Raw genomic sequence first — 22,074 nt, forward strand, 5'->3', positions numbered from 1 at the left:
GCCCGCGCGCCTCAGAACCCCATCGCCGCTCCGTCCGAGCGCGGATCGGCGGCGCCCTCGAACAGGCCCGCCGGGCTCAGCACGATGGCGCCGGCATGGCCCATCATCTCCTCGAAGGCGCCGACCGTCTCGACCTCGTGGCCGGCCGCCACCAGGGCCGCGACCACGTCCGGGTCGACGCGCGATTCGATCTTCAGGTTGGTCGTCGAAGCGCCCCAGGTCCGGCCGAGCAGCCAGCGCGGCGCGCTGACCGCCGCCTGCAGGGGCATGCCGTGCAGGACGTGGCGCGAGAAGACCGCCGCCTGCGTCTGCGGCTGCCCCTCCCCGCCCATCGTGCCGTAGACCATGCGGCGGCCATCGGCCAGTTCCGCATAGGCCGGCTGAATGGTGTGGAATGGCCGCCGATCGGGTTGCAATGCGTTGCAATGCTTCGAATCGAGCGAAAAGGAGGTGCCGCGGTTCTGCCAGGTGACGCCGCTCTCCGGCAGCACCAGGCCGGAGCCGAACTCCCAGTAGACGCTCTGGATGAAACTGACCGCCGTGCCGTCGCGGTCGATCGCCCCGAGCCAGACCGTATCGCCGGGCGGTGCGACATGCGGCCAGGGCAGCGCGCGGGCGCGGTCGATCCGGCCGGCCAGGTCGTCGAGCAGCGCATCGTCAAGGAACTCGGACGCCGGCCGGGTCATGAAGGCCGGGTCGCCGACATGCCGGTCGCGGATGATGAAGGCCTGCTTGGTCGCCTCGACCAGCCCGTGCAGATGGTCGAAGCCCTCGCCCACCGCCACGCCGAGCCGGGCATAGAGCGCGAGGATCATCAGCGAGGCGAGGCCCTGGGTCGGCGGCGGCATGTTGAAGACCCGGTGCGGTCCGACCGCCACCGACAAGGGCGGCAGGGTCAGGGCGTGGTGGCGCTCCAGATCGCGCAGGCGCAGCGGCGATCCGGCCGCCTCCAGGTCGCCGGCGAGGCTGCGGGCGAGATCGCCGCGGTAGAAGTCGTCGAGCCCGGCGCGCGCCAGATGCTCCAGCGTGGCGGCGACCCGCGGCTGGGTCAGCCGGTCGCCGACCTCGACCAGCCTTCCGGCCGGCGCATAGACACCGAGAAATCCGGGCACGGAGGCCAGTTCCGGACGCTTGGCCGCGGCGTTGCGGGCGAGCGTGCGCGAGACCGGCACCCCGTCGCCAGCATGGCCGATCGCGTCCTCGAACAGCCGCGCGAGCGGCAGCGGCCGGCCGTTCGTGCCGGCATCGAGGGCGAGCGCCGCCTGCCAGCCGGACACCGCGCCGGCGACCGTCAGGGCCGCCAGGGGCCCGCGCGCCGGGATCGCGTCATGACCGGCGGCGCGGTAGAAATCCGGGCTCGCCAGCCCGGCCGCCGCCCCGCAGGCGTCGATGCCGACCGGGTCCGCGCCGGGCCGGGCGACGATCCAGAAATTGTCGCCGCCGAGCCCGTTCATGTGCGGGTAGACCACCGCGATCGCCGCCGCCATCGCCACCATGGCCTCGATCGCCGATCCGCCCTCCTCCAGGATGCGCAGGCCGGCGCGGGCGGCGAGGTCGTGCGGCGCGGTCACCATGCCGCGGAAGGCACGCTTGGTTTCAATCATGGCTGGCTCCGTGGCAGGCGGGCGGAAGAGGAGGGTCATGCGGGGGTGGAAGGGCGCTGCCGGGCGGCCGGCAAGGTCCCGAAGGTCAGGGGATCATCCCCTCCGGCAGGCTGGCAGCATGCGCCGCGATGGCGCCGGCCGTGGTGATCCAGAGGTCGTCGCGGCGCTCGACGACGCGCCGCAGCGCCCGGCGGAGCGGCCGCAAGCGGTGCGGCTGACCGACCAGATAGGGATGCAGCGCGATGCCCATGACCAGCGGCGCCTTGGCGGACTGCTCGGCCATCTCGTCGAAGGTCGTCTCCAGGATATGGGCGAAGTCCTCGCCGGTATCCTTGCGCCCGACGATCGACGGGATGTCGTTCAGCTCCTGCGGATAGGGCACCGACAGGATGCGGCCGCCGTCGCGGGTCGAAAACCAGACCGGCTGTTCGTCCATCGACCAGTCGAGCAGATACGAATAGCCGGCCTCCTTCAGGAGATCGGGGGTGACTCGCGACTGCGAGATCCACGGCCCGAGCCAGCCCTGCGGCGCCCGCCCCTCGGCGGCGGCAATCACCGCCGTCGTCTCGGCGATCAGGCGGCGCTCGTCGGGCTCGGCCAGGATGCCCTGCCGCTCGGCATTGGTCCGGCCATGGCCGACGACCTCGTCGCCGCGCGCCCGGAAGGCGTCCATGGTTTCCGGGCAATAGCCATAGATCGCCGCATTGACCAGGACGGAGGCCGGCAGCGCCAGGTCGTCGAGGAGATCGATCAGGCGCCAGACGCCGACCCGGTTGCCGTAGTCGCGCCAGGCGTAGTTCAACACGTCGGGCTGCGGGCCACCCGGCGCCAGTTCCGCGCCGAGCCCCTCGCCGAAGGCGAAATGCTCCATGTTGACGGCGACATAGACGGCGAGCCGCGCCCCGTTCGGCCAGGTCCAGACCGGCCGCTGCGGCAGGGCGCTGTAGCCGTACCGTCCATGGCCGGCGAGACGCGGCGGCGAGACGGCATCATGATGCCGCTTTGGATCCTGATCGGGCATGGATTTCCTTTCCTGCGGTCGAGGGAAACCGGATGCGGCCCGAACGTCAATGCGCGTCTCTGCCGCCCCGCTCCGGGGCTTCCGGAACGGCCGACATATCCTCATACAAATCACGGAACAGACGATTGACAGCGCGCGTGCTTTTGAAGACGCTCCGCTGCTGAAGAGCCGCGCTGGGAGGCGACGGGGCGATCGGGCGGGCAGGCTTCCGGCAGGAAGGTCCCACCCTCTCCGAATCGCACCACGGCTCGGATCGAACCGGCAGGCGCAGGTCCATGCCGGTCGCGCGAGGGAGGATAATTTGAAGTTCATCACGACCGCACTGGCCGCGCTCGCGCTCGGCCTGGCGACCTTCGGGTCCGCCATCGCCCAGGACAAGGGCACGATCGGCATCGCCATGCCGACCAAGTCTTCGGCGCGCTGGATCGCCGACGGCGACAACATGGTCAAGGTGTTCAAGTCCAAGGGCTATGGCACCGACCTGCAATATGCCGAGGACGACATCCCGAACCAGCTGGCCCAGATCGAGGGCATGATCACCAAGAAGGTCAAGGTTCTGGTGATCGCCGCGATCGACGGCACGACGCTGACCTCGGCCCTGAAGAAGGCGAGCGACAGCGGCATCAAGGTCATCGCCTATGATCGTCTGATCCGTGGCTCGGAGAATGTCGACTACTACGCGACCTTCGACAACTTCCAGGTCGGCGTGCTGCAGGCGCAGACGCTCGAGAAGGCGCTCGGCCTGAAGGACGGCAAGGGTCCGTTCAACATCGAGCTGTTCGCCGGCTCGCCGGACGACAACAACGCGACCTTCTTCTTCAACGGCGCCATGTCGGTGCTGAAGCCCTACCTGGACTCCGGCAAGCTGGTCGTGCGCTCCAAGCAGACGGCCTTCGACAAGGTCGCCACGCTGCGCTGGGACGGCGCGGTGGCGCAGGCGCGCATGGACGCGATCCTGTCGGCCTATTACGGCAAGGACGCCAAGGTGAACGCGGTCCTGTCGCCCTATGACGGCCTGTCGATGGGCATCATCTCGTCGCTGAAGGCGGTCGGCTACGGCACCGCCGCCCAGCCGCTGCCCTTCGTCTCCGGCCAGGATGCCGAGGTGCCGTCGGTCAAGTCGATCATCAAGGGCGAGCAGTATTCGACCATCTTCAAGGATACCCGCGAACTGGCCAAGGTCACGGCCAACATGGTCGACGCGGTCCTGTCCGGCAAGCAGCCCGAAGTCAACGACACCAAGACCTACGACAACGGCAAGAAGGTGGTTCCGTCCTACCTCTTGAAGCCGGTGGCGGTCGACGCTTCGAACTGGAAGGACATTCTGGTCGGCTCCGGCTACTATACCGAAGCTCAGGTGAAGTGACGGCCACGGCCCGGGCGGACGCCATCCGCCCGGGTCGGACCCTCCCCCTATCGGCCGGCCGGCCCCCGGCCGACATCCGGTCTCGAACCCGCCAGACTGATCTGAACCGTCCCCGGGACCGACCGTCCCGCGGAGGCGCGTCGGCGCCGCAGCCGACCCGGAGGGGCGATGGACTCCATTCTCGAAATGCGCGGCATCACCAAGACCTTCCCGGGCGTGAAGGCCTTGCAGAACGTCAACCTGACTGTCCGCAAGGGCGAGATCCACGCCATCTGCGGCGAGAACGGCGCCGGCAAGTCGACCCTGATGAAGGTCCTGTCCGGCGTCTATCCGGCCGGCTCCTACGAGGGCGACATCGTCTATGAGGGGCAGGTCCGGCACTTCCGCGGCATCCACGATTCCGAGCGGCTCGGCATCATCATCATCCACCAGGAACTGGCGCTGGCCCCGCAGCTCTCCATCGCCGAGAACCTGTTTCTCGGCAACGAGATCGCCCGGAACGGGGTGATCGACTGGTTCGAGACCCACCGGCGCGCGCGCGAACTGCTGGCCAAGGTCGGGCTGAAGGAAAGCCCGTCGACGCTGATCACCGATATCGGGGTCGGCAAGCAGCAGCTGGTCGAGATCGCCAAGGCGCTCGCCAAGGAGGTCAAGCTCCTGATCCTCGACGAGCCGACCGCGAGCCTCAACGAGCGCGACAGCCAGGCCCTGCTCGACCTGCTCCTGGAACTGAAGGGCCACGGCATCACGGCGATCATGATTTCTCACAAGCTGAATGAGATTTCGCGCATCGCCGATTCCATCACCATCCTGCGCGACGGCTCCACGGTCGAGACGATCGAGGCCGGCGCCGGCGCGATCGACGAGAACCGCATCATCCGCGGCATGGTCGGCCGCGAAATGAACGATCGCTATCCGCAGCGGACGCCGGCGATCGGCGAGACGATCTTCGAGGTCAAGGACTGGCGGGTGCATCACCCGGTCCATCCCGAAAGGCTGGTGGTCAAGGGCGTCAACCTGACCGTCCGCCGCGGCGAGGTCGTCGGCATTGCCGGCCTGATGGGCGCCGGCCGGACCGAATTCGCCATGTCGGTTTTCGGGCGCGCCTATGGCCGGCGCATCTCCGGCGAGGTGCTGATGGACGGCCGTCCCGTCGACGTCTCGACCATCCCGAAGGCGATCGACGCCGGCATCGCCTATGTCACCGAGGACCGCAAGCAACTCGGCCTGATCCTCAACGAGGACATCCGCTTCAACGTGCCGCTGGCCGGCCTCGACAAGATTTCCGAGCGCGGCGTGATCGACCGCCACGCGGAAGTAACGCTCGCCAAGCGCTTCCGCGACCGGCTCAAGATCCGCTCCGCCGGCATCACGCACCAGACCGTCAACCTGTCGGGCGGCAACCAGCAGAAGGTCGTGCTGTCGAAATGGCTGCACGCCGATCCGAAGATTCTGATCCTGGACGAACCGACCCGCGGCATCGACGTGGGCGCCAAGTACGAAATCTACACCATCATCCACCAGCTCGCCGATTCCGGCCGCGGCGTGATCGTGATCTCCTCCGAGATGCCCGAACTGCTCGGCATCACCGACCGCATCTACGTGATGAACGAGGGGCGGTTCGTCGGCGAGTTCCCGGCCGCGGAGGCGAGCCAGGAACGGATCATGGCAGCGATCATGCGGAGGGAGGACGCCTGAGATGTCGGCCGAGACGACAAGCGCCGCGGAAGCGCCGAGCCGCTCCTATGCGGGTTTCCTGAAGAACAACATCCGCGAATACGGCATGCTGATCTCGTTGATCGTGATCATGCTGTATTTCCAGTTCGCCACCGACGGGCGGCTGTTCCAGCCCGACAACCTGACCAACATCGTGCAGCAGCGCGGCTACATCGTCGTGATGGCGCTCGGCATGCTGATGATCATCGTCGCCGGCCATATCGACCTGTCGGTCGGCTGGCTGTGCGGCTTCCTCGGAGCGGTCGCCGCCATCCTGATGGTCGATCACGGCGTACCCTGGTATCTGGCCGTGCTGGCCACGCTCGTCTTCGGCGGCATGGTCGGGGCGGTGCAGGGCTACGCGGTCGCCTATCTGCACATCCCCTCCTTCATCGTCACGCTCGCCGGCATGCTGATCTTCCGCGGCCTGACGCTCTACGTCCTGGGTGGGCGCAATGTCGGCCCCTTCCCGCCCGAACTCGCCACCCTGCTGACCGGCTTCTTCCCCGATCTCACCGGCCGCATGCCCGATCCGATCGCGCCGCATCTCGAAACGCTCCGCCTGTTCGTCGCCCCCTACGCGCTGGCGGCGGTCGAGGCTTGGAACCGGCTGACCGAGAGTGCCGCGCTTCTGCCGAAGATCGAGTGGGCACCGGTCCTGACGCGCCAGGAGACGACAGGCGATATCAGCGCCACCTCGCTCGGCATCGCCACCGTGGTGGTGGCGATGATGCTCGCCAACGCCTTCGCGGCCCGGGTCAAGCTGGTCCGCCAGGACATGCAGACCGAGCCCTTCGTCTTCTTCCTTCTGAAGACGCTGGCGATCGCCGGGATGCTGTTCTACCTCGCCTATCTGTTCTCAACCTATCGCGGCCTGCCCAACGTCTTCGTGATCATGGGGCTCCTGATCGCCCTCTATTCCTTCGTCACGACGCGCACCACGGTCGGGCGGCGCCTCTATGCGCTCGGCGGCAACGAGAAGGCGGCCAAGCTCTCGGGCATCAACACCGAGCGGCTGGTCTTCCTCGCCTTCGTCAACATGGGCGTGCTGTCGGCGCTGGCCGGGATGATGTTCGCCACCCGGCTCGGCTGGGCGACGCCGAAATCCGGCGACGGCTTCGAACTCGACGTGATCGCGGCCTGCTTCATCGGCGGCGCCTCGGCCTCGGGCGGCGTCGGCACGGTGCTCGGCGCGGTGATCGGCGCCTTCATCATGGGCGTCATGAACAACGGCATGTCGATGATGGGCATCGGCATCGACTGGCAGTTCATCATCAAGGGCAGCGTGCTGTTCCTGGCCGTCTTCCTGGATGTCTACAACAAGAAGAAGGGCTGAGGCGGGCACCGCCGCGCCCCGTGAGCCGCCGCCCCGTGAGCCGCCACCCCGTGCGGCGGCTTCACGTTGCGGTGATCGGGCACCGCCGGCCGGAAGCCCGTTTGCGCGGGCGGCTCCGGATTTCTACGGTATCGGGCAAGGCCCGACCGGCCGAACGACGCCGCATCCAAGCGGCGCGTCACAGGAGGACGATCCCATGTTGAGGAAATTCGCGCTCGCCGCGCTGTCGGCCTATGTCCTGGCCAGCGCCACACCGATCGTGGCTGCCGAGTTCCCGGCCGCCAAGGACGGGCTCTATGTCGCCAAGGACTTCAAGTTCCATACCGGCCAGACCCATGCCGAGGTCAAGCTCGCCTACAAGACCGTCGGCGAGCCGACCGGCGAGCCGGTCCTGATCCTGCACGGCACTGCCGGTTCGGCCGGCACCATGCTGACGCCGGGCTTCGGCGGCGAACTGTTCGGCGAGGGCCAGCCGCTCGATGCCAAGAAGTATTTCATCATCATTCCGGATGCGCTCGGCGCCGGCAAGTCGTCGAAGCCGTCGGACGCGCTGAAGGCCGAATTCCCGCAATACAATTACGACGACATGGTCGATGCCCAGTATCGCCTGGTCACCGAAGGGCTCGGCATCAAGCATCTGCGCCTCGTCCTCGGCAATTCGATGGGCGGCATGCATGCCTGGGTCTGGGGCACGCGCTATCCGGACATGATGGATGCGATCGTGCCGATGGCCTCGCAGCCGACCGCGATGTCCAGCCGCAACTGGATGATGCGCCGCCTGATGATCGAGACGATCAAGGCCGATCCGGACTACAAGGGCGGCAACTACACGACGCAGCCGAAATTCGCCCGCATCGCCAACGTCTTCTATGGCACCGGCACGAATGGCGGCGATCTCGCCTACCAGCGGATGGCGCCGACCCGAGAGGCTGCCGACAAGCTGGTCGAGGCCCGTCTGGCGGCCCCGTTCACCGCCGATGCGAACGACTTCATCTACCAGTGGGCGGCCTCCGCCGACTACGATCCGTCGGCCAAACTCGGCGCCATCAAGGCCCATGTGCTGGCGATCAACTCCGCCGACGACGAGCGCAATCCGGTCGCGACCGGGCTGATGGTCGAGTCCATGAAGAAGATCGCCAACGGTAGGCTCTATGTGATCCCGGGCAGCGCCACGACCGCCGGTCACGGTACGACCGGAGGCATGGCCAAGCTCTGGGCCGGCGAACTGGCCGCCTTCCTGCCGGCCGTCCCGAAGCGCTGAGCGCAGCGTCGGGCATTGCCGCCCTTCGCGATCCGGCTCCGGCCCCGTCCGGGGCCGGTTTCGCGTCAGGGCACCCATGCCGTCGGGCAGGCTGCCGGTTTCGCAGAAGCCGGCTAGGGTCGGGCAAACGGCGACAGACCGGCATCATCAGAGCCTGCCAGGAGGAAGCATGTCCGCAGACCCGACGATCGAACCCTTTCGCCTGCACGTCCACGATCGGGACATCGCCGACCTGAAGACCCGCCTGACGCTGACCCGCTTTCCCGATCAGGCACCCGAGGCGCCCTGGGCCTTCGGCACCGATCTCGCCTTCATGCACCGGGTCGTCGAGCATTGGCGCGACCGCTTCGACTGGCGCGCCGAGGAGGCCCGCCTCAACGCCTTCCCGCAATTCATGACCGAGATCGACGGCATCCCCGTCCATTTCCTGCATGTCGCCGGCAAGGGTCCGAACCCGATGCCGCTGCTGCTCTCGCATGGCTGGCCCGGCTCGGTTTTCGAGTTCCTTGACATCATCCCGCGCCTGACCGACCCGGCCCGCTTCGGCGGCGATCCGGCCGACGCCTTCACGGTGGTGGCGCCATCGCTGCCCGGCTACGGCCTCTCGTTCCGCCCGGGTCAGAAGCGCTACGACCTCGCCATGATCGTCGGGGTCTTCGCCGAGCTGATGCAGCGGCTCGGCTACCCGCGCTACGGCGCACAGGGCGGCGACTGGGGCTCGTTCATCACCTCGCGGCTCGCCTGCGACCATCCCGACCGGCTCGCCGGCATCCACCTGAACCTGCTGCCGCTGCGCCGCGACGCCGCCGGGCTCGACGCGCGTACCGAGGACGAGACCCGCTATCTTGCCGAACTGGCGCATTTCCTGAAGGAGAATACCGGCTACCAGTGGATCCAGGGCACCCGGCCGCAGACGCTGGCCTACGGGCTGACCGACAGTCCGGCGGGACTGGCCGCCTGGATCCTGGAGAAGTTCCGCGCCTGGTCGGACTGCAAGGGAGACCCGACCTCGATCCTGTCGCTCGACCGCCTGCTCGGCAACGTCTCCTTCTACTGGTTCACCGGCACGATCGGGTCGTCCTTCTGGCCCTACTACGCCCGCATGCACGGCCCCTGGCCGATCGGCGCGCGCATCGACGTGCCGATGGGTTATGCGCAGTTCCCGACCGAGATCCTGAAGCCGCCGCGCTCGATGGCCGCGCGGGTCTATGCCGACATCCGGCGCTGGTCGGTGATGCCCGAAGGCGGCCACTTCGCCGCCATGGAACAGCCAGAGGCGCTGGCGGGCGAGATCACCGCGTTCTTCCGCGATCTGCGCTGATCCGGCAGTCCAGACGGTCGGATCCCGGTTTCCGCTGGGCCTGTCTCGTTCGACACAGGCCGATCCTGCGGAACCCCCTATACCTCACCTCAGCCGCGGCGAACGCCGCCAACCCTTTGAAAAGCCCGAGAGGGCTGAGGAGAGATCGACATGACCACGATCGCGATCAGCCAGTTCAAGGCCATCCAGGCGCCCGACAACAAGGAAGTCCGGATCGACAGCCAGGACCAGGTGACGACCGCCAAGCGCGGCTTCTTTGGCCGTCTCGTCCGCTTCTTCGCGCCGAGCATCGAACACCGGGAAACCCGGGACACCGCCCATGCGCTGCTGAAGTCGCTGCGCACCAAATACGGCCCGGAGGTCGGGACCGAGGCCTTCATGAAGGTCCGCCAGGATCTGCGCTACGGCCGGAAGGGCGAGCTGATGATGGATGTCGCCAAGCCGCTGACCGTCCGTCAGGTCCGCGACGCCATCGAGACCGCCAAGACGCTGAGCCGCGCCGGCAAGCTCGCCGATCAGTTCGATCCCAAGACCGGCGACCGGTTCGACCAGATCGCCAAGAAGGCCGGTGTCGATCCCTCGACCCTGTCGGAGGACCAGATGACGTTCTTTGCGGCGCGACTGAAGGGCACCGCCGTCCAGATGCAGTCCGAATCGCATGAGAAGGTCACAGTCGAGGATCTCGACCGCCCGGCCGCCAAGCTCCTGAAATACGTCGCCTCGCTCGATCCGACGGAGCTTGGTGAGCGGATCGAGGCCTGGGACGATGCCAACAAGGCCGGCGTCGGCTTCCTGCGCATGAATACCGGTCGCGACCAGACCACCATGAGCGACCATCTGGCGGCACTGCGCGACTATCTGACGAAGCTCGACGACCTGCGCGAGGATACCACGCTCGGCGGCAATACCGGCGGCATGGGCGGCGACGACCTGCTCCGCGCCCGCTATCAGGGCATCGACAACCTGCTGGCCGGTATGACGCCGGTCGAGGCCCGGCGCCAGTTCGCCGAGATGATGCGGCCCGACAGCCCGGCGCGGCAGCTGCTGTTCGGCCTCGGTGCCGCCACCGTGCATCCCGGCCACAAGGTCAAGGGCGACTTCGAACGCTCGCTGGCGAACCAGAGCGGTGCGCAGGCCCTCGGCACCGCCTTGGTCGAGTTCGTCGTCCGCATCGGCGAGCATGGCGGGATACCGGACGCGCGTACCAAGGTGACGAAAATCTTTGAAGGCGGTCAGGACCTGTCGGAGAAGGAAATCACGACTGGCCAGATCGAGAAGTCGAAGCTGAAGGATGCTGGCCTCTCCAGCGGCCCATCGATCTCAAAGGGCGTCGGGCAGCTCCTGCCGGGCATCCACGAGGAAGGCGAGATCCAGCACAAGGCCTATATTCAGCGGACCGAAGAGGAGCGCCAGCAGATGCTGCTGGAAATGGCCGAAGACAATGGACTGAACAATAAGTGACGACACGCCGGGTCGCCGTCGCGGCACCTGCGGAGCCAATCACTCGGATCGAACAGCGCCGAACGAATACTGACTGAACGTCCGCAACCGGAACCCTCCCTCATTGAGCCCCCATGCCCGGCAGCGGCGCGGGGGCTCGTCACCTTGCCAGGAGTGACGCATGTCCAGCCACACCGTCCGCCAGATCGAAGCCGCCTTCGAGACGCTTGCCGCCCGGGTCGACCTCGAGGGCTTCGCATTCGACGAGGACGGCGAGGCCACGCTTGCCTTCGACGACGTCGCGGTGGTCTTCCGGATTGCGCAGCAGGAGGGCACGGTGCTCCTGCTGGCGCCCCTAGGTCAGCCGGCCGTCCCCTCCGAAGCGCTGTTCGGCGCGCTGCTCGAAGCCAATTTCGGCTGGGCCGGAACCGGAGGCGGCACCGTCTCGCGCGAGCCCGGCGAAGGTCCCTTCATGCTCATGCGGCGTCTGAGCGGCGAAGGCATGACGGCAGACAGCCTGGAGGCTGACATCGGTGCCTTCGTCAGCGCTGCCGAATCGCTCGCCGCCCATATCGCCGCGTCCATGCCGGACGAACCCGAAACCGACTTCGCCGCCGACCCGACCGCCATACGGATCTGAACGGTGGCTCGCGCCGCGTTCAAACCGGCTCAGCGGTGGCGGCGTGAACCCGCCAGGACGGACGCGGCGGCCGGGACGGCTGCCGTGCCTCGCCGGGACTGAGGCCGAACCGGTCGCGGAAGGCCTTCGAGAAATGCGATTGCGAGACGAAGCCGCAATCGCGCGCGACGCAGGCGATGGGCTGGTCGGTCCCGGCGAGCAGGTCGCGCGCGCGATCGAGGCGCATGTCCAGGAAGACCGCGCCCGGCGAACATCCGAGATCACGCAGGAACAGCCGCTCCAGCTGGCGGGACGAGAGACCGACTTCCGCCGCGAAGGCGTGGATCGGCCGCGGCGTGCCGATGGCGGCCCGCATCACCGCGATCACATGCGCGGTGCGGGGATCGTGATGCTGCGCCGGGGAGGCAGCGCCGGGTCGCTGCGGCTCGCCGGCTTCGCGCGGGCGCTGATGAAGCAGTTCGTCGCAGACAGAGACCGCGACATCGCGACCCGCCTGCCGCTGGATCAGCGCCAGAGCGAGATCGACGACCGCCATGCCGCCGGCCGACGAGGCCCGGGTGTCGGACAGATCGAACAGGCCGTCGCTGGCGGCAAGATCGGGCCGGCACAGCGCGAAATGCTCCCGCCGTCGCCAATGCACCGGCACCGGGCGATCCGCCAGATGACCGGCCGCCGCGAGCCCCTCGGCACCGCCATCGATGCCGGCGACCAAAGCGCCGCGTCGCGCCGAGGCCGCGATAAGCTCCGCGAAGGGAGCCCCCGGCGCCTCGGCATCCGCCCCGGCGCATAGCACCAAGCCGTCTAATGCCGCGTCAGGGTCGCCGGCTCCATCCACCCCGACCGCAAAGCCGCTCGACGACACGACAGGCGCGCCGTCGGGCGACAGGGTTCGCCACGCGAACAGGGTGCGATCGGCAACGTGGTTGGCAAGGCGCAACGGCTCGATCAGCGCGGCGAGGCCGAGGACCGAGAAGCCGGGCACGAGCAGGATGCCGAGCGTGAAGGGGGCGGCGGTCCGCGACGGCATGGGCGGGCTCAATACCAGGCATCCGCGACGGCGGCCTTGCGCCGGGCGACGAAATCGTCGAGCGCGTCGGCGATGCCCGGATCGAGCGGCGGCGGCTCATAGGCAGCGAGCGCGCCGCGCCAGGCCTTCTGGGCACGCCGCGCGATATCCTGCCCGCCCTCCTCGCGCCACTGCTCGTAGGAATTGGAGTCCGACAGGGCGAAATCGTAGAAGGCCGTCTCGAAGTGGCGCAGGGTGTGCGGCGCGCCGAGGAAATGGCCGCCGGGCGGGACCGACCGGAAGGCATCGAGCGCGAAGCTGTCCTCGTCGAGCGCGAGCCCGCCGGCCAGCACATGGAAGGCGCCGAGCTGCTCGGCATCGATCATGAACTTCTCGTAGCTCATCGCCAGGCCGCCCTCGAGCCAGCCGGCGGCATGCAGCACGAAATGGGCGCCGGCGAGCAGGGCCGGCCACAGCGAATTGGCGCTCTCCGAGGCCGCCTGGGCGTCGGGCAGCTTCGAGGCGCAGAGATTGCCGCCGCAGCGCAGCGGCACGCCGAGCCGGCGCGCCAACTGCCCGATCGCGAAATAGGCGAGCGCCGGCTCCGGGGTGCCGAAGGTCGGGGCGCCGGATTTCAGCGACATGGACGAGAGGAAGTTGCCGAGGATCGCCGGCGCGCCCGGCCGGACCAGCTGGGTCAGCGCGACGCAGACCATCGCCTCGGCGAAGCATTGCGCCAGCGCCCCGGCGGTGGTGACCGGCCCCATGGCGCCGCCGAGAATGAAGGGCACGCAGACCGCCGCCTGGTTGGCCGCCGCATAGGTGCGAATGACCCGCGCGGCCTCGCCGTCGAGGAGCAGGGGCGAGTTCACGTTGACGTTGCCGAGGATCACGCAATGGCGGTCGACGAAGGCCTCGCCGAACACCAGCCGCACCAGGTCGATCGAATCGGCGGCGCGGGCGGCGGTCGTCACCGAGCCCATGAAGGGCTTGTCGGAGAAGCGGATATGCGCCGCCACCATGTCGAGATGGCGCTTGTTGACCGGCAGGTCGACCGGCTCGCAGACCGTGCCGCCCGAATGGTGCAGGTGGGGCGAGGCATAGGCGAGCTTCACGAAATTCTCGAAATCCGCGATCGTGCCGTAGCGGCGCCCGCCGTCCAGATCGGTGACGAAGGGCGAGCCGTAGGCGGGCGCGAAGACGACCGCATCGCCGCCGATGACCACGTTGCGCGCCGGATTGCGCGCATGCTGCACGAAGGCGGCGGGCGCGGAGGCCCGGATGATCGCGCGCACCAGGCCGGGCGGAAAGCGCAGGCGGCCGTTCTCAAGGGTGGCACCGGCCGCGACGAACAGCCGGTTGGCCTCCTCGTCGCCGCGGATCTCGAAGCCGACCTCCGCCAGGAGCCGGTCGGCGGCCTCCTCGATGCGGACGAGCCCCTCCTCCGACAAGAGCGCATAGGGCGGGATCGTGCGGGTCAGATAGGCCGGGCGCGGCGGGCCGCCGGCCTGCCGGACCCGTTGCCGTGCCGCCCGCCCCCCGCTGCGCATCCGTGCTCCGTCCGACATGCCCGCCTCCTCACTTTCGGATAGGCTAGGCGCAGGCCGACCGGCCGTGACCGGTGAAAGATTCGATCTCTGGGATAGAGAGGCTCTATATGTCGGACGCAACCACATGGCGCCTGCTGCCGGCCATGGCGGTGTTCGAGGCGGCCGGGCGGCTCGGCAGTTTCACGCGCGCCGGGCGCGAACTCGGCATCTCGCAGGAATCGGTCAGCTACGCGATCCGCAAGCTCGAACAGGAGATCGGCCGGCCGCTCTTCGAGCGCGGCCACCGGCAGGTGGCGCTGACGCCGGCCGGGCGCGAATTGCACGACCATGTCGGGATGGGTCTCGGTCATGTCCGCCGCGCCTTCGAGGCGCTGCGGCCGGCACGCGAGCGGGACGGACCGGTGACGCTGTCCTGTTCGACCGCCTTCGCGCGTTTCTGGCTGCTGCCGCGGCTGGCCGAATTCCGGGCCGACCTTCCCGCCGTCGACCTGCGCCTGCAGACCACCGACCGGGACCTGGACATCGCCGCGGAGGGCGTCGATCTGGGCATCCGCTACGGCGGCGGCATCTTCGGACACTATGAGAGTGCGGTCTTCGCCCCCGAGGTCATCTATCCGGTGGCGAGCCCCCGGCTGACCGAGAGGTCCAGCGAGCCGATGCCCTGGACGCTCGCGACGCTGGCGGCCGCGCCGCTGATCCATCTGGAAGAACCGGTGCGCGCCTGCCCGGACTGGTTCGACTTCGCGCGCGCCAGCGGCATGCCGCCCCTGCCGCGCACGGGACTGAAGCTCAACGATTATGCGCTCGTCCTTCAGGCCGCACTCGAAGGCCAGGGCGTGGCGCTCGGCTGGCACCATCTGGTCGACAGTCTGATCGCCAGCGGCTTCCTGGTCCGCCCCGTCGCCGAGGACTGGCGCACCGCGGTCGACTATTGCGTCGTCTGGTCGGGACCGCTCGGCCCGGCCGCCCGCAGCGTCCGTGACTGGCTGATGGCGCGCGGTTACGCACAAGCGGACGCGAGTGGCGGGTGACCGGCGGCCGGCGATCAGCCGAACTTGAACAGCACGCCGAAGCCGCCGCGCGGATAGTTCCACTCGATCTCGCCCTTCTCCTCGCACAGGACCCGGCAGGTGCCGCATTCCATGCAGCCGTCGGGCGTGATCTCGACCTGGCCGCGTTCGTTCTGCTCGTAGCATTTGGCCGGGCAGATGCGGGTCAGCGCCAGGAGCGCGGCGCTCGGCGTCTCGTGCGGGGCGACCTTGATGTGCGGGCGCCCGGCATCGACCAGATAGCGGTTCTGGAACAGCTTGTCCTCGACGCGCACATCCTGCGCCGGCTTGACGATGGCATTCATGGCGGTCCTCCGGTCATGGTGATCGAGCAGTCGAAATCAGCGAGAGGCCGGCGTCAGCGCCAGGCCAGCGCGAGCCTGAAGGCGTCACCGATCAGGCCGAGGCGGGAGCGCGCCTTGACGAAGGCGCGGGTGGTCTCGCGCTCCTTGTCGAGCTTCGGCGTGCCGTCGACATGCAGGAAATTCTGCGCCGCCTTGGACACCAGCTGCGGATAGGTCATGAAGAAATTCTGCGAATTGGTGTGCAGAAGGTTCGGCATGTCCTTGTATTTCTTGAGATCCTTGATGACGAAACTGTCGTCCAGCATCTTCTTGTAGAGGATGAGATTATCCTTCGTCATCGGGTCGCGCCGGCTCTTGACCTGGAAGATCGCCTCCGCAGCGATCCGCCCCGACGTCATGGCGAGGTTGGAGCCTTCGCGATGAATGGCGTTGTTGAGCTGGGCGGCATCGCCGACCATCACCCAGCCGTCGCCGCAGAGTTCCGGGATCGCCCGGTAGCCGCCCTCCGGGATCAGATGGGCGGCATATTCCTTGACCTCGGAGCCTTCGAGCAGCGGACGGATCGAGGGATGCCGCTTGAAGTCTTCGAGCAGCGCGTAGGGGCTTTCCATCGCCTGGGCGAAATCCGAGACGAGGCAGCCGATGCCGACGGAGACGGATTCCCGGTTGGTGTAGAGGAAGGCGAGGCCGGTCATGCCCTTGGAGATGGTGCCGGCGGCCTCGATGACGCAGCCCTCGTCGCCGCGCAGGTTGAAGCGCGCCTCGATCACCTCCTGCGGCAGGAAATGCATCTCCTTGACGGCGAGCGCCACGGTCTCGGGCTTGGGCGGCGTGCGCAGGCCGGCGCGGGTGCCGAGCAGGCCGTTGACGCCCTCCGCCAGCACGACCACGTCGGCATGGACGATGCCGCCGCGCCGGTCGGTGCGCACGCCGATCACCTTGCCGTAGGCGTCTTGGATCAGTTCGGTGACGGTGGTCTCCGTCAGCACCGTGGCGCCGGCCTCGCGCACCTTGCGCGAGAACCACTTGTCGAACTGGGCGCGCACGATGGTGTAGCGGTTCGGCCGGTCCGAGTTGAAGTCCTCCGACCGGTAGTGCATCCCGGTATGCGAGGTGTCGTCCATCATCCAGAAGCGCTGCTCGACGATATGACGCTCTAGCGGCGCATCCTCCCGGAAGTCCGGGATGATCTTCTCCAGCATGTCGGCATACATGATGGCGCCCTGCACGTTCTTGGAGCCGGAATATTCTCCGCGCTCCAGCTGCAGGACCTTCAGGCCGCGGCTCGCCAGCGTATAGGCGGCGGCATTGCCGGACATGCCGGCGCCGACCACGATGGCATCGAACTTTTCCTCGATCATGGGACGGCTCCCTTGGGGGATGGCGGGATCGGGTGGGGGTCAGCCGGCGAGCTTGTCGCGGTTGTGCGGCGACAGGCGGCGGGCGAAGGCGTCGGTGAGCGCCGGCAGCAGCCGGATCGCGTCGGCGACGATGCCGACATGGGCGAAATCGAAGATCGGCGCGTTGCGGTCGGTGTTGATCGCCACGATCAGGTCTGCGCCCTCGACCCCGACCCGGTGCTGGATCGCGCCCGAGATGCCGGCGGCGATGTAGAGCTTCGGCCGGATGGTCTTGCCGGTCTGGCCGATCTGGCGGTCCGACGGCATCCAGCCCTTTTGCACGACCGGGCGCGAGCAGCCGAACTCAGCACCGATCGTGCGGGCGAGCCCGCGGACCAGCTGGAAATTCTCCGCCGCGCCGAGCCCCATGCCGCCGGCCACGACCACGTCCGCATAGGCGAGGTTCGACGTGCCGGCGTCGCGATCGGGCAGGAAGGACAGGATCTTGGTGACGATGTCGTCCTCGATCAGGCCGAGCGGATGCCTCACCACCCGGCCGATCGGCCGCTCCCGGCGCTCCGGCATGGCCATGACGCGCGGCCGGACCGTGGCCATCTGCGGCCGGAAGTTCAGCGTGTAGATGGTGCACAGCAGCGAGCCGCCGAAGGTCGGCCGGGTCGCGGCGAGCGAACCGTCCTGGTCGACGGCGAGTTCGGTGCAGTCGGCGGTCAGCCCGGTCAGGAGCGTCGTCGCCACCGAGCCGGCGAGGTCGCGGCCGAGCGTGGTCGCGCCGAGCAGCAGGATCTCGGGCTTGTAGGTGTTGACGAGATCGGTCAGCGCCTTGGAGAAGGGCTCGTTGCGGTAGTCCGCCAGCAGCGGATCCTCGATCAGATAGGCGAGGTCGGCGCCATAGGCGAAGCATTCGGCGACGGCCGCCTGCGTGGCCTCGCCGGGTGGGCCGAGCACGACGCCGGCCAGCTCGACGCCGAGCCGGTCGGCGAGCTTGCGCCCCTCCCCCATCAGTTCGAACGAGACCGGATGGACCTGGCCGCGCTCGACCTCGACGAACACCCAGACATGCCGGTAGGCCTTGAAATGATCGGGCAACTCTTTCTTCATGCCCGCGCGCGACGGGGCGGCGGCGGCCTGGGGCTTGGCTTCGGTCATGGCTCTCTCCTCGCGCGGGCGCTCAGGCCGTCTGGGCCGCGATCAGCTCGGCCTCGAGCTTCGGCAACCGGGTGAACAGGGCATCGATCAGCGCATCGGCCGTGTCGCGGGCGGCGGGCCGCCCCTCGATCAACGCGGCCTTCTCGGAGCGGGCGGTCGGCGCGAAGACGCGCTTGACCACGGTGGGGGAGCCGCGCAGGCCGCATTTGCCGATATCCTCGATGCCGGCATCCTTGGCGCTCCAGACCACGATCGGCTCCCGGGCGGCGCGCAGGGCGTCCGCCATGGTGCCGCGGCGCATCTCGTTGGAGCCTTCCAGCATGGTGACCAGGCAGGGCAGCCGGGTCGCCAGCACCTGCGTGCCGCCCTCCGCGCGCCGCTCGACGTCGATGGACCGGCCGTCGAGGTCGACCGCGCCGAGCTTGGAGACATAGGTGAGCTGCAGGAGGCCCAGCCGCTTGGCGATGCCCGGGCCGACTTGGGCGGTGTCGCCGTCGATGGTCTGCTTGCCGGCGAAGACCAGATCGGCCGGCCCGAAGGTCTCGCCGATCTTGCGGATCGCGGCGGCGAGCGCGTAGGAAGTCGCCAGCGTGTCGGAGCCGGCGAAGAAGCGGTCGGTCAGGAGGACCGCGCGGTCGGCCCCGAAGGTCAGCGCCTTGCGCAGCGAATCCTCAGCCGTCGGCGGCCCCATGGTCACCACCGTGACGGTACCACCGAGCCGATCGCGCAGGCGCAGGGCCTCTTCGAGCGCGAACAGATCGTAGGGGTTGATGATCGTCGGAACGCCCTGGCGCATGATCGTGTTGGTCACGGGATGGACGCGGATCTGCGCGCTGTCGGGGACCTGTTTGATGCAGACGACGATATGCATGCACGTCTCCCGGCTGTCATGATGGCGCCCCGGCGCCGTTCGAGAGATCAAGAGCATCAGCCGTGCCAAGCCGGCATCCATTTGACTTCGCTTTCCTTTTCGAATGAACGGCGCTCCCTGGTACCACCCTGTCGCAAAGCCGACAGACACGTCATGTCGCGACCGCGGCGGCACGGACGCCAGATCGGTTCCAAGCCGCGCTCGGCGGCGCGGAGACATCGTGCCGCTCCGGGATCGGCGAGGGGCCACGGCATCAACGGCTGCGCTGGACACCCAGGGCCGAAACGTCGACGCCCGGTCCGGGGCCGATCGAAATCCGTCCCGGGGCGCTGCTCCGGGCGTCATGCACGGCTTGCGATACGCCCATCCCGTCATCGCCGGTCGTTTTTCGGCAGCCTTCCGCACGGGACGGTGATAAACAGCCCGCATTCGACAGGGCAGGTCGCGGCCGGAGGCCATCCGCCGATCGGGACGCGCCCAGAACCAACATCGCGAGTCGGTCCCTTGCTGGCGGGTCGTGCCGATCCGGATGGGACGGGCTCCAGCCGCGGGACAAACCATGACCGATACCGACCAGACCGCCTCCGGCCTCGCGCGCGAAACCGCCCTCCTGCTGGAAGGCCTCGGGGCCAGCCTGAGGGCCGGCGACGCGATCGTCGTGCGCTCGCCCATCGACGGCTCGGTCCTGGCGCGGCTGGCCGAGGCCGGTGCCGACGAAACGACGGCGGCGATCGGACGGGCCGATGCGGCGTTCCGGGACTGGCGCCGCGTGCCCGCGCCGAAGCGCGGCGAACTCGTCCGCCTGCTCGGCGAGGAGCTGCGCACCCACAAGGCCGCGCTCGGCCGGCTGGTCTCGCTCGAAGTCGGCAAGATCACCTCGGAGGGCCTCGGCGAGGTCCAGGAGATGATCGACATCTGCGACTTCGCCGTCGGCCTGTCGCGCCAGCTCTACGGACTGACCATCGCCACCGAGCGGCCGAACCATCGGATGATGGAAACCTGGCATCCGCTCGGCGTCGTCGGCGTGATCTCGGCCTTCAACTTCCCCGTCGCGGTCTGGTCCTGGAATGCGGCGCTGGCCTTCGTGTGCGGCAATTCCGTCGTTTGGAAACCGTCGGAAAAGACCCCGCTGACCGCCCTCGCCGTCGCGGCCATCTTCGAGCGGGCCGTGGCCCGGTTCCGTGCCGAGGGCGGCACGGCGCCGGAAGGTCTTCTTGAGGTTGTGATCGGCGGGCGCGCCTCCGGCGAGGCGCTGGTCGACGATCCGCGCGTGCCGCTGGTCTCCGCGACCGGCTCGACCGTCATGGGCCGCGCGGTCGGCCCGCGTCTCGCCAAGCGCTTCGCCCGGGCGATCCTGGAACTTGGCGGCAACAACGCCGCCATCGTCTGCCCCTCGGCCGATCTCGACCTGACGTTGCGCGGCGTCGCCTTCGCGGCCATGGGCACGGCCGGTCAGCGCTGCACCACGCTGCGCCGCCTGTTCGTTCACGACAGCGTTTACGACCGCCTCGTGCCGCGCCTGAAGAAGGCCTATGGCTCGGTCAAGATCGGCAATCCGCTCGAGGCCGGCACCCTGGTCGGTCCGCTCATCGACGAGCGCGCCTTCACGGCCATGCAGGCCGCGCTCGACGCGGCCACCAAGGCCGGCGGCACGGTCACCGGCGGCGCCCGCGCCACCGTCGCCGGCTGCGAGGGCGGATTTTACGTCGCTCCGGCGCTGGTCGAGATGCCCGAGCAGTGCGGCCCGGTGGTCGAGGAGACCTTCGCGCCGATCCTCTATGTGATGCGCTATTCGGATTTCGACGAGGTCATCCGCCAGCACAATGCCGTGCCGCAGGGCCTGTCCTCGTCGATCTTCACCACCGACATGCGCGAGGCCGAGCGCTTCGTCTCGGCGGAAGGCTCGGATTGCGGCATCGCCAACGTCAATATCGGCCCCTCGGGCGCCGAGATCGGCGGCGCCTTCGGCGGCGAGAAGGAGACCGGCGGCGGCCGCGAGGCCGGCTCGGATTCCTGGAAGGCCTATATGCGCCGCACCACCAATACGGTGAACTACGGCACCACCCTGCCGCTCGCCCAGGGCGTCGTCTTCGACGTGGAGTGAGGGGCCGGATCGGCTACCGGTCGGTCCGGCTGTCTCCTTGCCGGGCCGGACGGCTGGCCGGCCTGCACGGGATCGTCGCCGGTTCGGGCGCACGGCGTCTGGACCGGTGATTTTTCACACCGCGCCGGTCGCCCGATCTCGGCGCTGATCAGGACTGCGATCAGACCTCCGCCCGCCAGGCCAGCGGATGGTCGACCAGCGCTCGATCGAGCGTCATCAGCCGCAGTCCCTCGACCTGCGCCTGCGCGAGCAGAAGCCGGTCGAAGGGATCGCGGGTCGGCGGCCATGGATCAACCTCCGCCATGACATGGCGGGCGGTAATTGGCAGCAAGCCAAATCCCTCGGCTGTAAAGAACTCGTGAACCTCGACGAGCGGAATCGGAAGTCCCAGTTTTCCCAGTCGCATCTTGATCGCGATTTCCCAAAGGGAAACCACGCTGACCTTCAGGGTCGAGCGATGGTCGGCGAGTACTTGCTGATGGCGGTGTGGGACGAGGTCGGAAGTGCCGGAAACGACGTGGATCAGGATATGCGTGTCCAGCAGCAAACGGCTTGCCTGACGACCTGCGGTGCGTCTGTGCAATCGCAGAACGCGTTTCACCATTCGGCTTTGCCTTCCCAGAAGTCATCCGACAGTGGCTCGTCGAAATCCGGCGATACATGAATGACGGTGCTGTCGATACCGCGCGCTGCGAAGAAGGCGCGGGATCGCGCAAAAATGTCCCCCGGCACCTTCGCCGTTTGCAATTGAGGCGCATCGACAGAGGACGGAACGAAACTTACGATCGGCTTGCCGTCCTCCGTGACGACGACGTGCTCGCCGTCGCGGACGCGCTGCAGCAGCTCGGCGATGCGTTCCTCGGCTTCCCGGACGGTGACGACAAGACCCATGGCTGCTTTCATGCTCCTGCCAACCGGAACGAGAACAGGATAGCACAGGGCGTCGATCCCGTCTCCGGGCCTGTCCGGCCGCACCG

19 protein-coding genes are annotated in these 22,074 nt (G+C 68.2%); 9 read left to right on the top strand and 10 right to left on the bottom strand.

Features of this window, described 5'->3' with window-relative positions; translation table 11 throughout:
• Positions 1–11 precede the first annotated feature (11 nt).
• Both KL771_RS06080 and KL771_RS06085 read right to left on the bottom strand, forming a co-directional pair.
• The gene (locus tag KL771_RS06080) at positions 12–1,604 is read right to left on the bottom strand and encodes a gamma-glutamyltransferase family protein (protein WP_261967662.1); all 1,593 of its coding nucleotides are present in this window, start codon (positions 1,602–1,604) and stop codon (positions 12–14) included.
• Positions 1,605–1,689: 85 nt separating this feature from the next.
• Positions 1,690–2,625, bottom strand: a complete 936-nt coding sequence (locus tag KL771_RS06085; RefSeq protein WP_261967663.1) for a polysaccharide deacetylase family protein — start codon at positions 2,623–2,625, stop codon at positions 1,690–1,692.
• A gap of 301 nt (positions 2,626–2,926) precedes the next feature.
• On the opposite strand from KL771_RS06085, the gene chvE reads away from it, so the two are divergent.
• The 7 genes from chvE (at position 2,927) to KL771_RS06120 (ending at position 11,705) form a co-directional block, all read left to right on the top strand.
• The gene (gene chvE, locus KL771_RS06090; protein WP_261967664.1) at positions 2,927–3,991 is read left to right on the top strand and encodes a multiple monosaccharide ABC transporter substrate-binding protein; all 1,065 of its coding nucleotides are present in this window, start codon (positions 2,927–2,929) and stop codon (positions 3,989–3,991) included.
• Positions 3,992–4,159: 168 nt separating this feature from the next.
• A complete protein-coding gene (mmsA, locus tag KL771_RS06095; RefSeq protein WP_261967665.1) occupies positions 4,160–5,689 on the top strand; it encodes a multiple monosaccharide ABC transporter ATP-binding protein in 1,530 nt (509 codons plus the stop codon).
• A 1-nt stretch (position 5,690) separates the two neighbouring features.
• A complete protein-coding gene (mmsB, locus tag KL771_RS06100; protein WP_261967666.1) occupies positions 5,691–7,043 on the top strand; it encodes a multiple monosaccharide ABC transporter permease in 1,353 nt (450 codons plus the stop codon).
• A 196-nt stretch (positions 7,044–7,239) separates the two neighbouring features.
• On the top strand, positions 7,240–8,304 hold the full coding sequence (locus tag KL771_RS06105) for an alpha/beta fold hydrolase (protein WP_261967667.1): 1,065 nt from the start codon (positions 7,240–7,242) through the stop codon (positions 8,302–8,304).
• A 169-nt stretch (positions 8,305–8,473) separates the two neighbouring features.
• Entirely contained in the window at positions 8,474–9,625 is a 1,152-nt protein-coding gene (locus KL771_RS06110) for an epoxide hydrolase family protein (protein ID WP_261967668.1), read from the top strand.
• A 150-nt stretch (positions 9,626–9,775) separates the two neighbouring features.
• On the top strand, positions 9,776–11,086 hold the full coding sequence (locus tag KL771_RS06115; RefSeq protein WP_261967669.1) for a hypothetical protein: 1,311 nt from the start codon (positions 9,776–9,778) through the stop codon (positions 11,084–11,086).
• A gap of 160 nt (positions 11,087–11,246) precedes the next feature.
• Entirely contained in the window at positions 11,247–11,705 is a 459-nt protein-coding gene (locus tag KL771_RS06120; protein WP_261967670.1) for a type III secretion system chaperone, read from the top strand.
• Between the two features lie 19 nt (positions 11,706–11,724).
• On the opposite strand, the gene KL771_RS06125 is transcribed toward KL771_RS06120, so the two are convergent.
• Both KL771_RS06125 and KL771_RS06130 read right to left on the bottom strand, forming a co-directional pair.
• Complete coding sequence (locus tag KL771_RS06125; protein WP_261967671.1) at positions 11,725–12,732, bottom strand: GlxA family transcriptional regulator; 1,008 nt, start codon at positions 12,730–12,732, stop codon at positions 11,725–11,727.
• An 8-nt stretch (positions 12,733–12,740) separates the two neighbouring features.
• Positions 12,741–14,279 carry a trimethylamine methyltransferase family protein gene (locus tag KL771_RS06130; RefSeq protein WP_261967672.1) on the bottom strand — a complete coding sequence of 513 codons (1,539 nt, stop codon included), beginning with the start codon at positions 14,277–14,279 and terminating at the stop codon, positions 12,741–12,743.
• 89 nt (positions 14,280–14,368) lie between these two features.
• Here KL771_RS06130 and KL771_RS06135 point away from each other — a divergent pair, with 89 nt between their 5' ends.
• Positions 14,369–15,292, top strand: coding sequence for a LysR substrate-binding domain-containing protein (locus KL771_RS06135; RefSeq protein WP_261967673.1), 924 nt, complete (start codon positions 14,369–14,371; stop codon positions 15,290–15,292).
• A 14-nt stretch (positions 15,293–15,306) separates the two neighbouring features.
• Here KL771_RS06135 and KL771_RS06140 read toward each other — a convergent pair whose 3' ends face one another.
• The 4 genes from KL771_RS06140 to KL771_RS06155 are packed head-to-tail and all read right to left on the bottom strand — an operon-like array spanning position 15,307 to position 18,993.
• A complete protein-coding gene (locus KL771_RS06140) occupies positions 15,307–15,615 on the bottom strand; it encodes a ferredoxin family protein (RefSeq protein WP_261967674.1) in 309 nt (102 codons plus the stop codon).
• 53 nt (positions 15,616–15,668) lie between these two features.
• On the bottom strand, positions 15,669–16,976 hold the full coding sequence (locus KL771_RS06145) for an FAD-dependent oxidoreductase (protein ID WP_261967675.1): 1,308 nt from the start codon (positions 16,974–16,976) through the stop codon (positions 15,669–15,671).
• A gap of 39 nt (positions 16,977–17,015) precedes the next feature.
• On the bottom strand, positions 17,016–18,122 hold the full coding sequence (locus KL771_RS06150; RefSeq protein WP_261967676.1) for an electron transfer flavoprotein subunit alpha/FixB family protein: 1,107 nt from the start codon (positions 18,120–18,122) through the stop codon (positions 17,016–17,018).
• 22 nt (positions 18,123–18,144) lie between these two features.
• Positions 18,145–18,993: an electron transfer flavoprotein subunit beta/FixA family protein gene (locus KL771_RS06155; protein ID WP_261967677.1), complete on the bottom strand. Its 849-nt coding sequence runs from the start codon at positions 18,991–18,993 to the stop codon at positions 18,145–18,147.
• A 559-nt stretch (positions 18,994–19,552) separates the two neighbouring features.
• Between KL771_RS06155 and amaB the strand changes: the two genes are divergently transcribed.
• Positions 19,553–21,097: an L-piperidine-6-carboxylate dehydrogenase gene (gene amaB / locus KL771_RS06160; protein ID WP_261967678.1), complete on the top strand. Its 1,545-nt coding sequence runs from the start codon at positions 19,553–19,555 to the stop codon at positions 21,095–21,097.
• A gap of 160 nt (positions 21,098–21,257) precedes the next feature.
• On the opposite strand, the gene KL771_RS06165 is transcribed toward amaB, so the two are convergent.
• Together KL771_RS06165 and KL771_RS06170 are read right to left on the bottom strand one after the other, a co-directional pair.
• Positions 21,258–21,701, bottom strand: coding sequence for a type II toxin-antitoxin system VapC family toxin (locus KL771_RS06165; protein WP_261967679.1), 444 nt, complete (start codon positions 21,699–21,701; stop codon positions 21,258–21,260).
• Complete coding sequence (locus KL771_RS06170) at positions 21,695–21,988, bottom strand: type II toxin-antitoxin system Phd/YefM family antitoxin (protein ID WP_261967680.1); 294 nt, start codon at positions 21,986–21,988, stop codon at positions 21,695–21,697. The genes KL771_RS06165 and KL771_RS06170 overlap by 7 nt, the downstream gene beginning before the upstream one ends.
• Positions 21,989–22,074: the final 86 nt, after the last annotated feature.

The sequence above is a fragment of the Prosthecodimorpha staleyi genome (genome assembly GCF_018729455.1).
In the GTDB taxonomy this organism is placed as follows: Bacteria; Pseudomonadota; Alphaproteobacteria; order Rhizobiales; family Ancalomicrobiaceae; genus Prosthecodimorpha; species Prosthecodimorpha staleyi.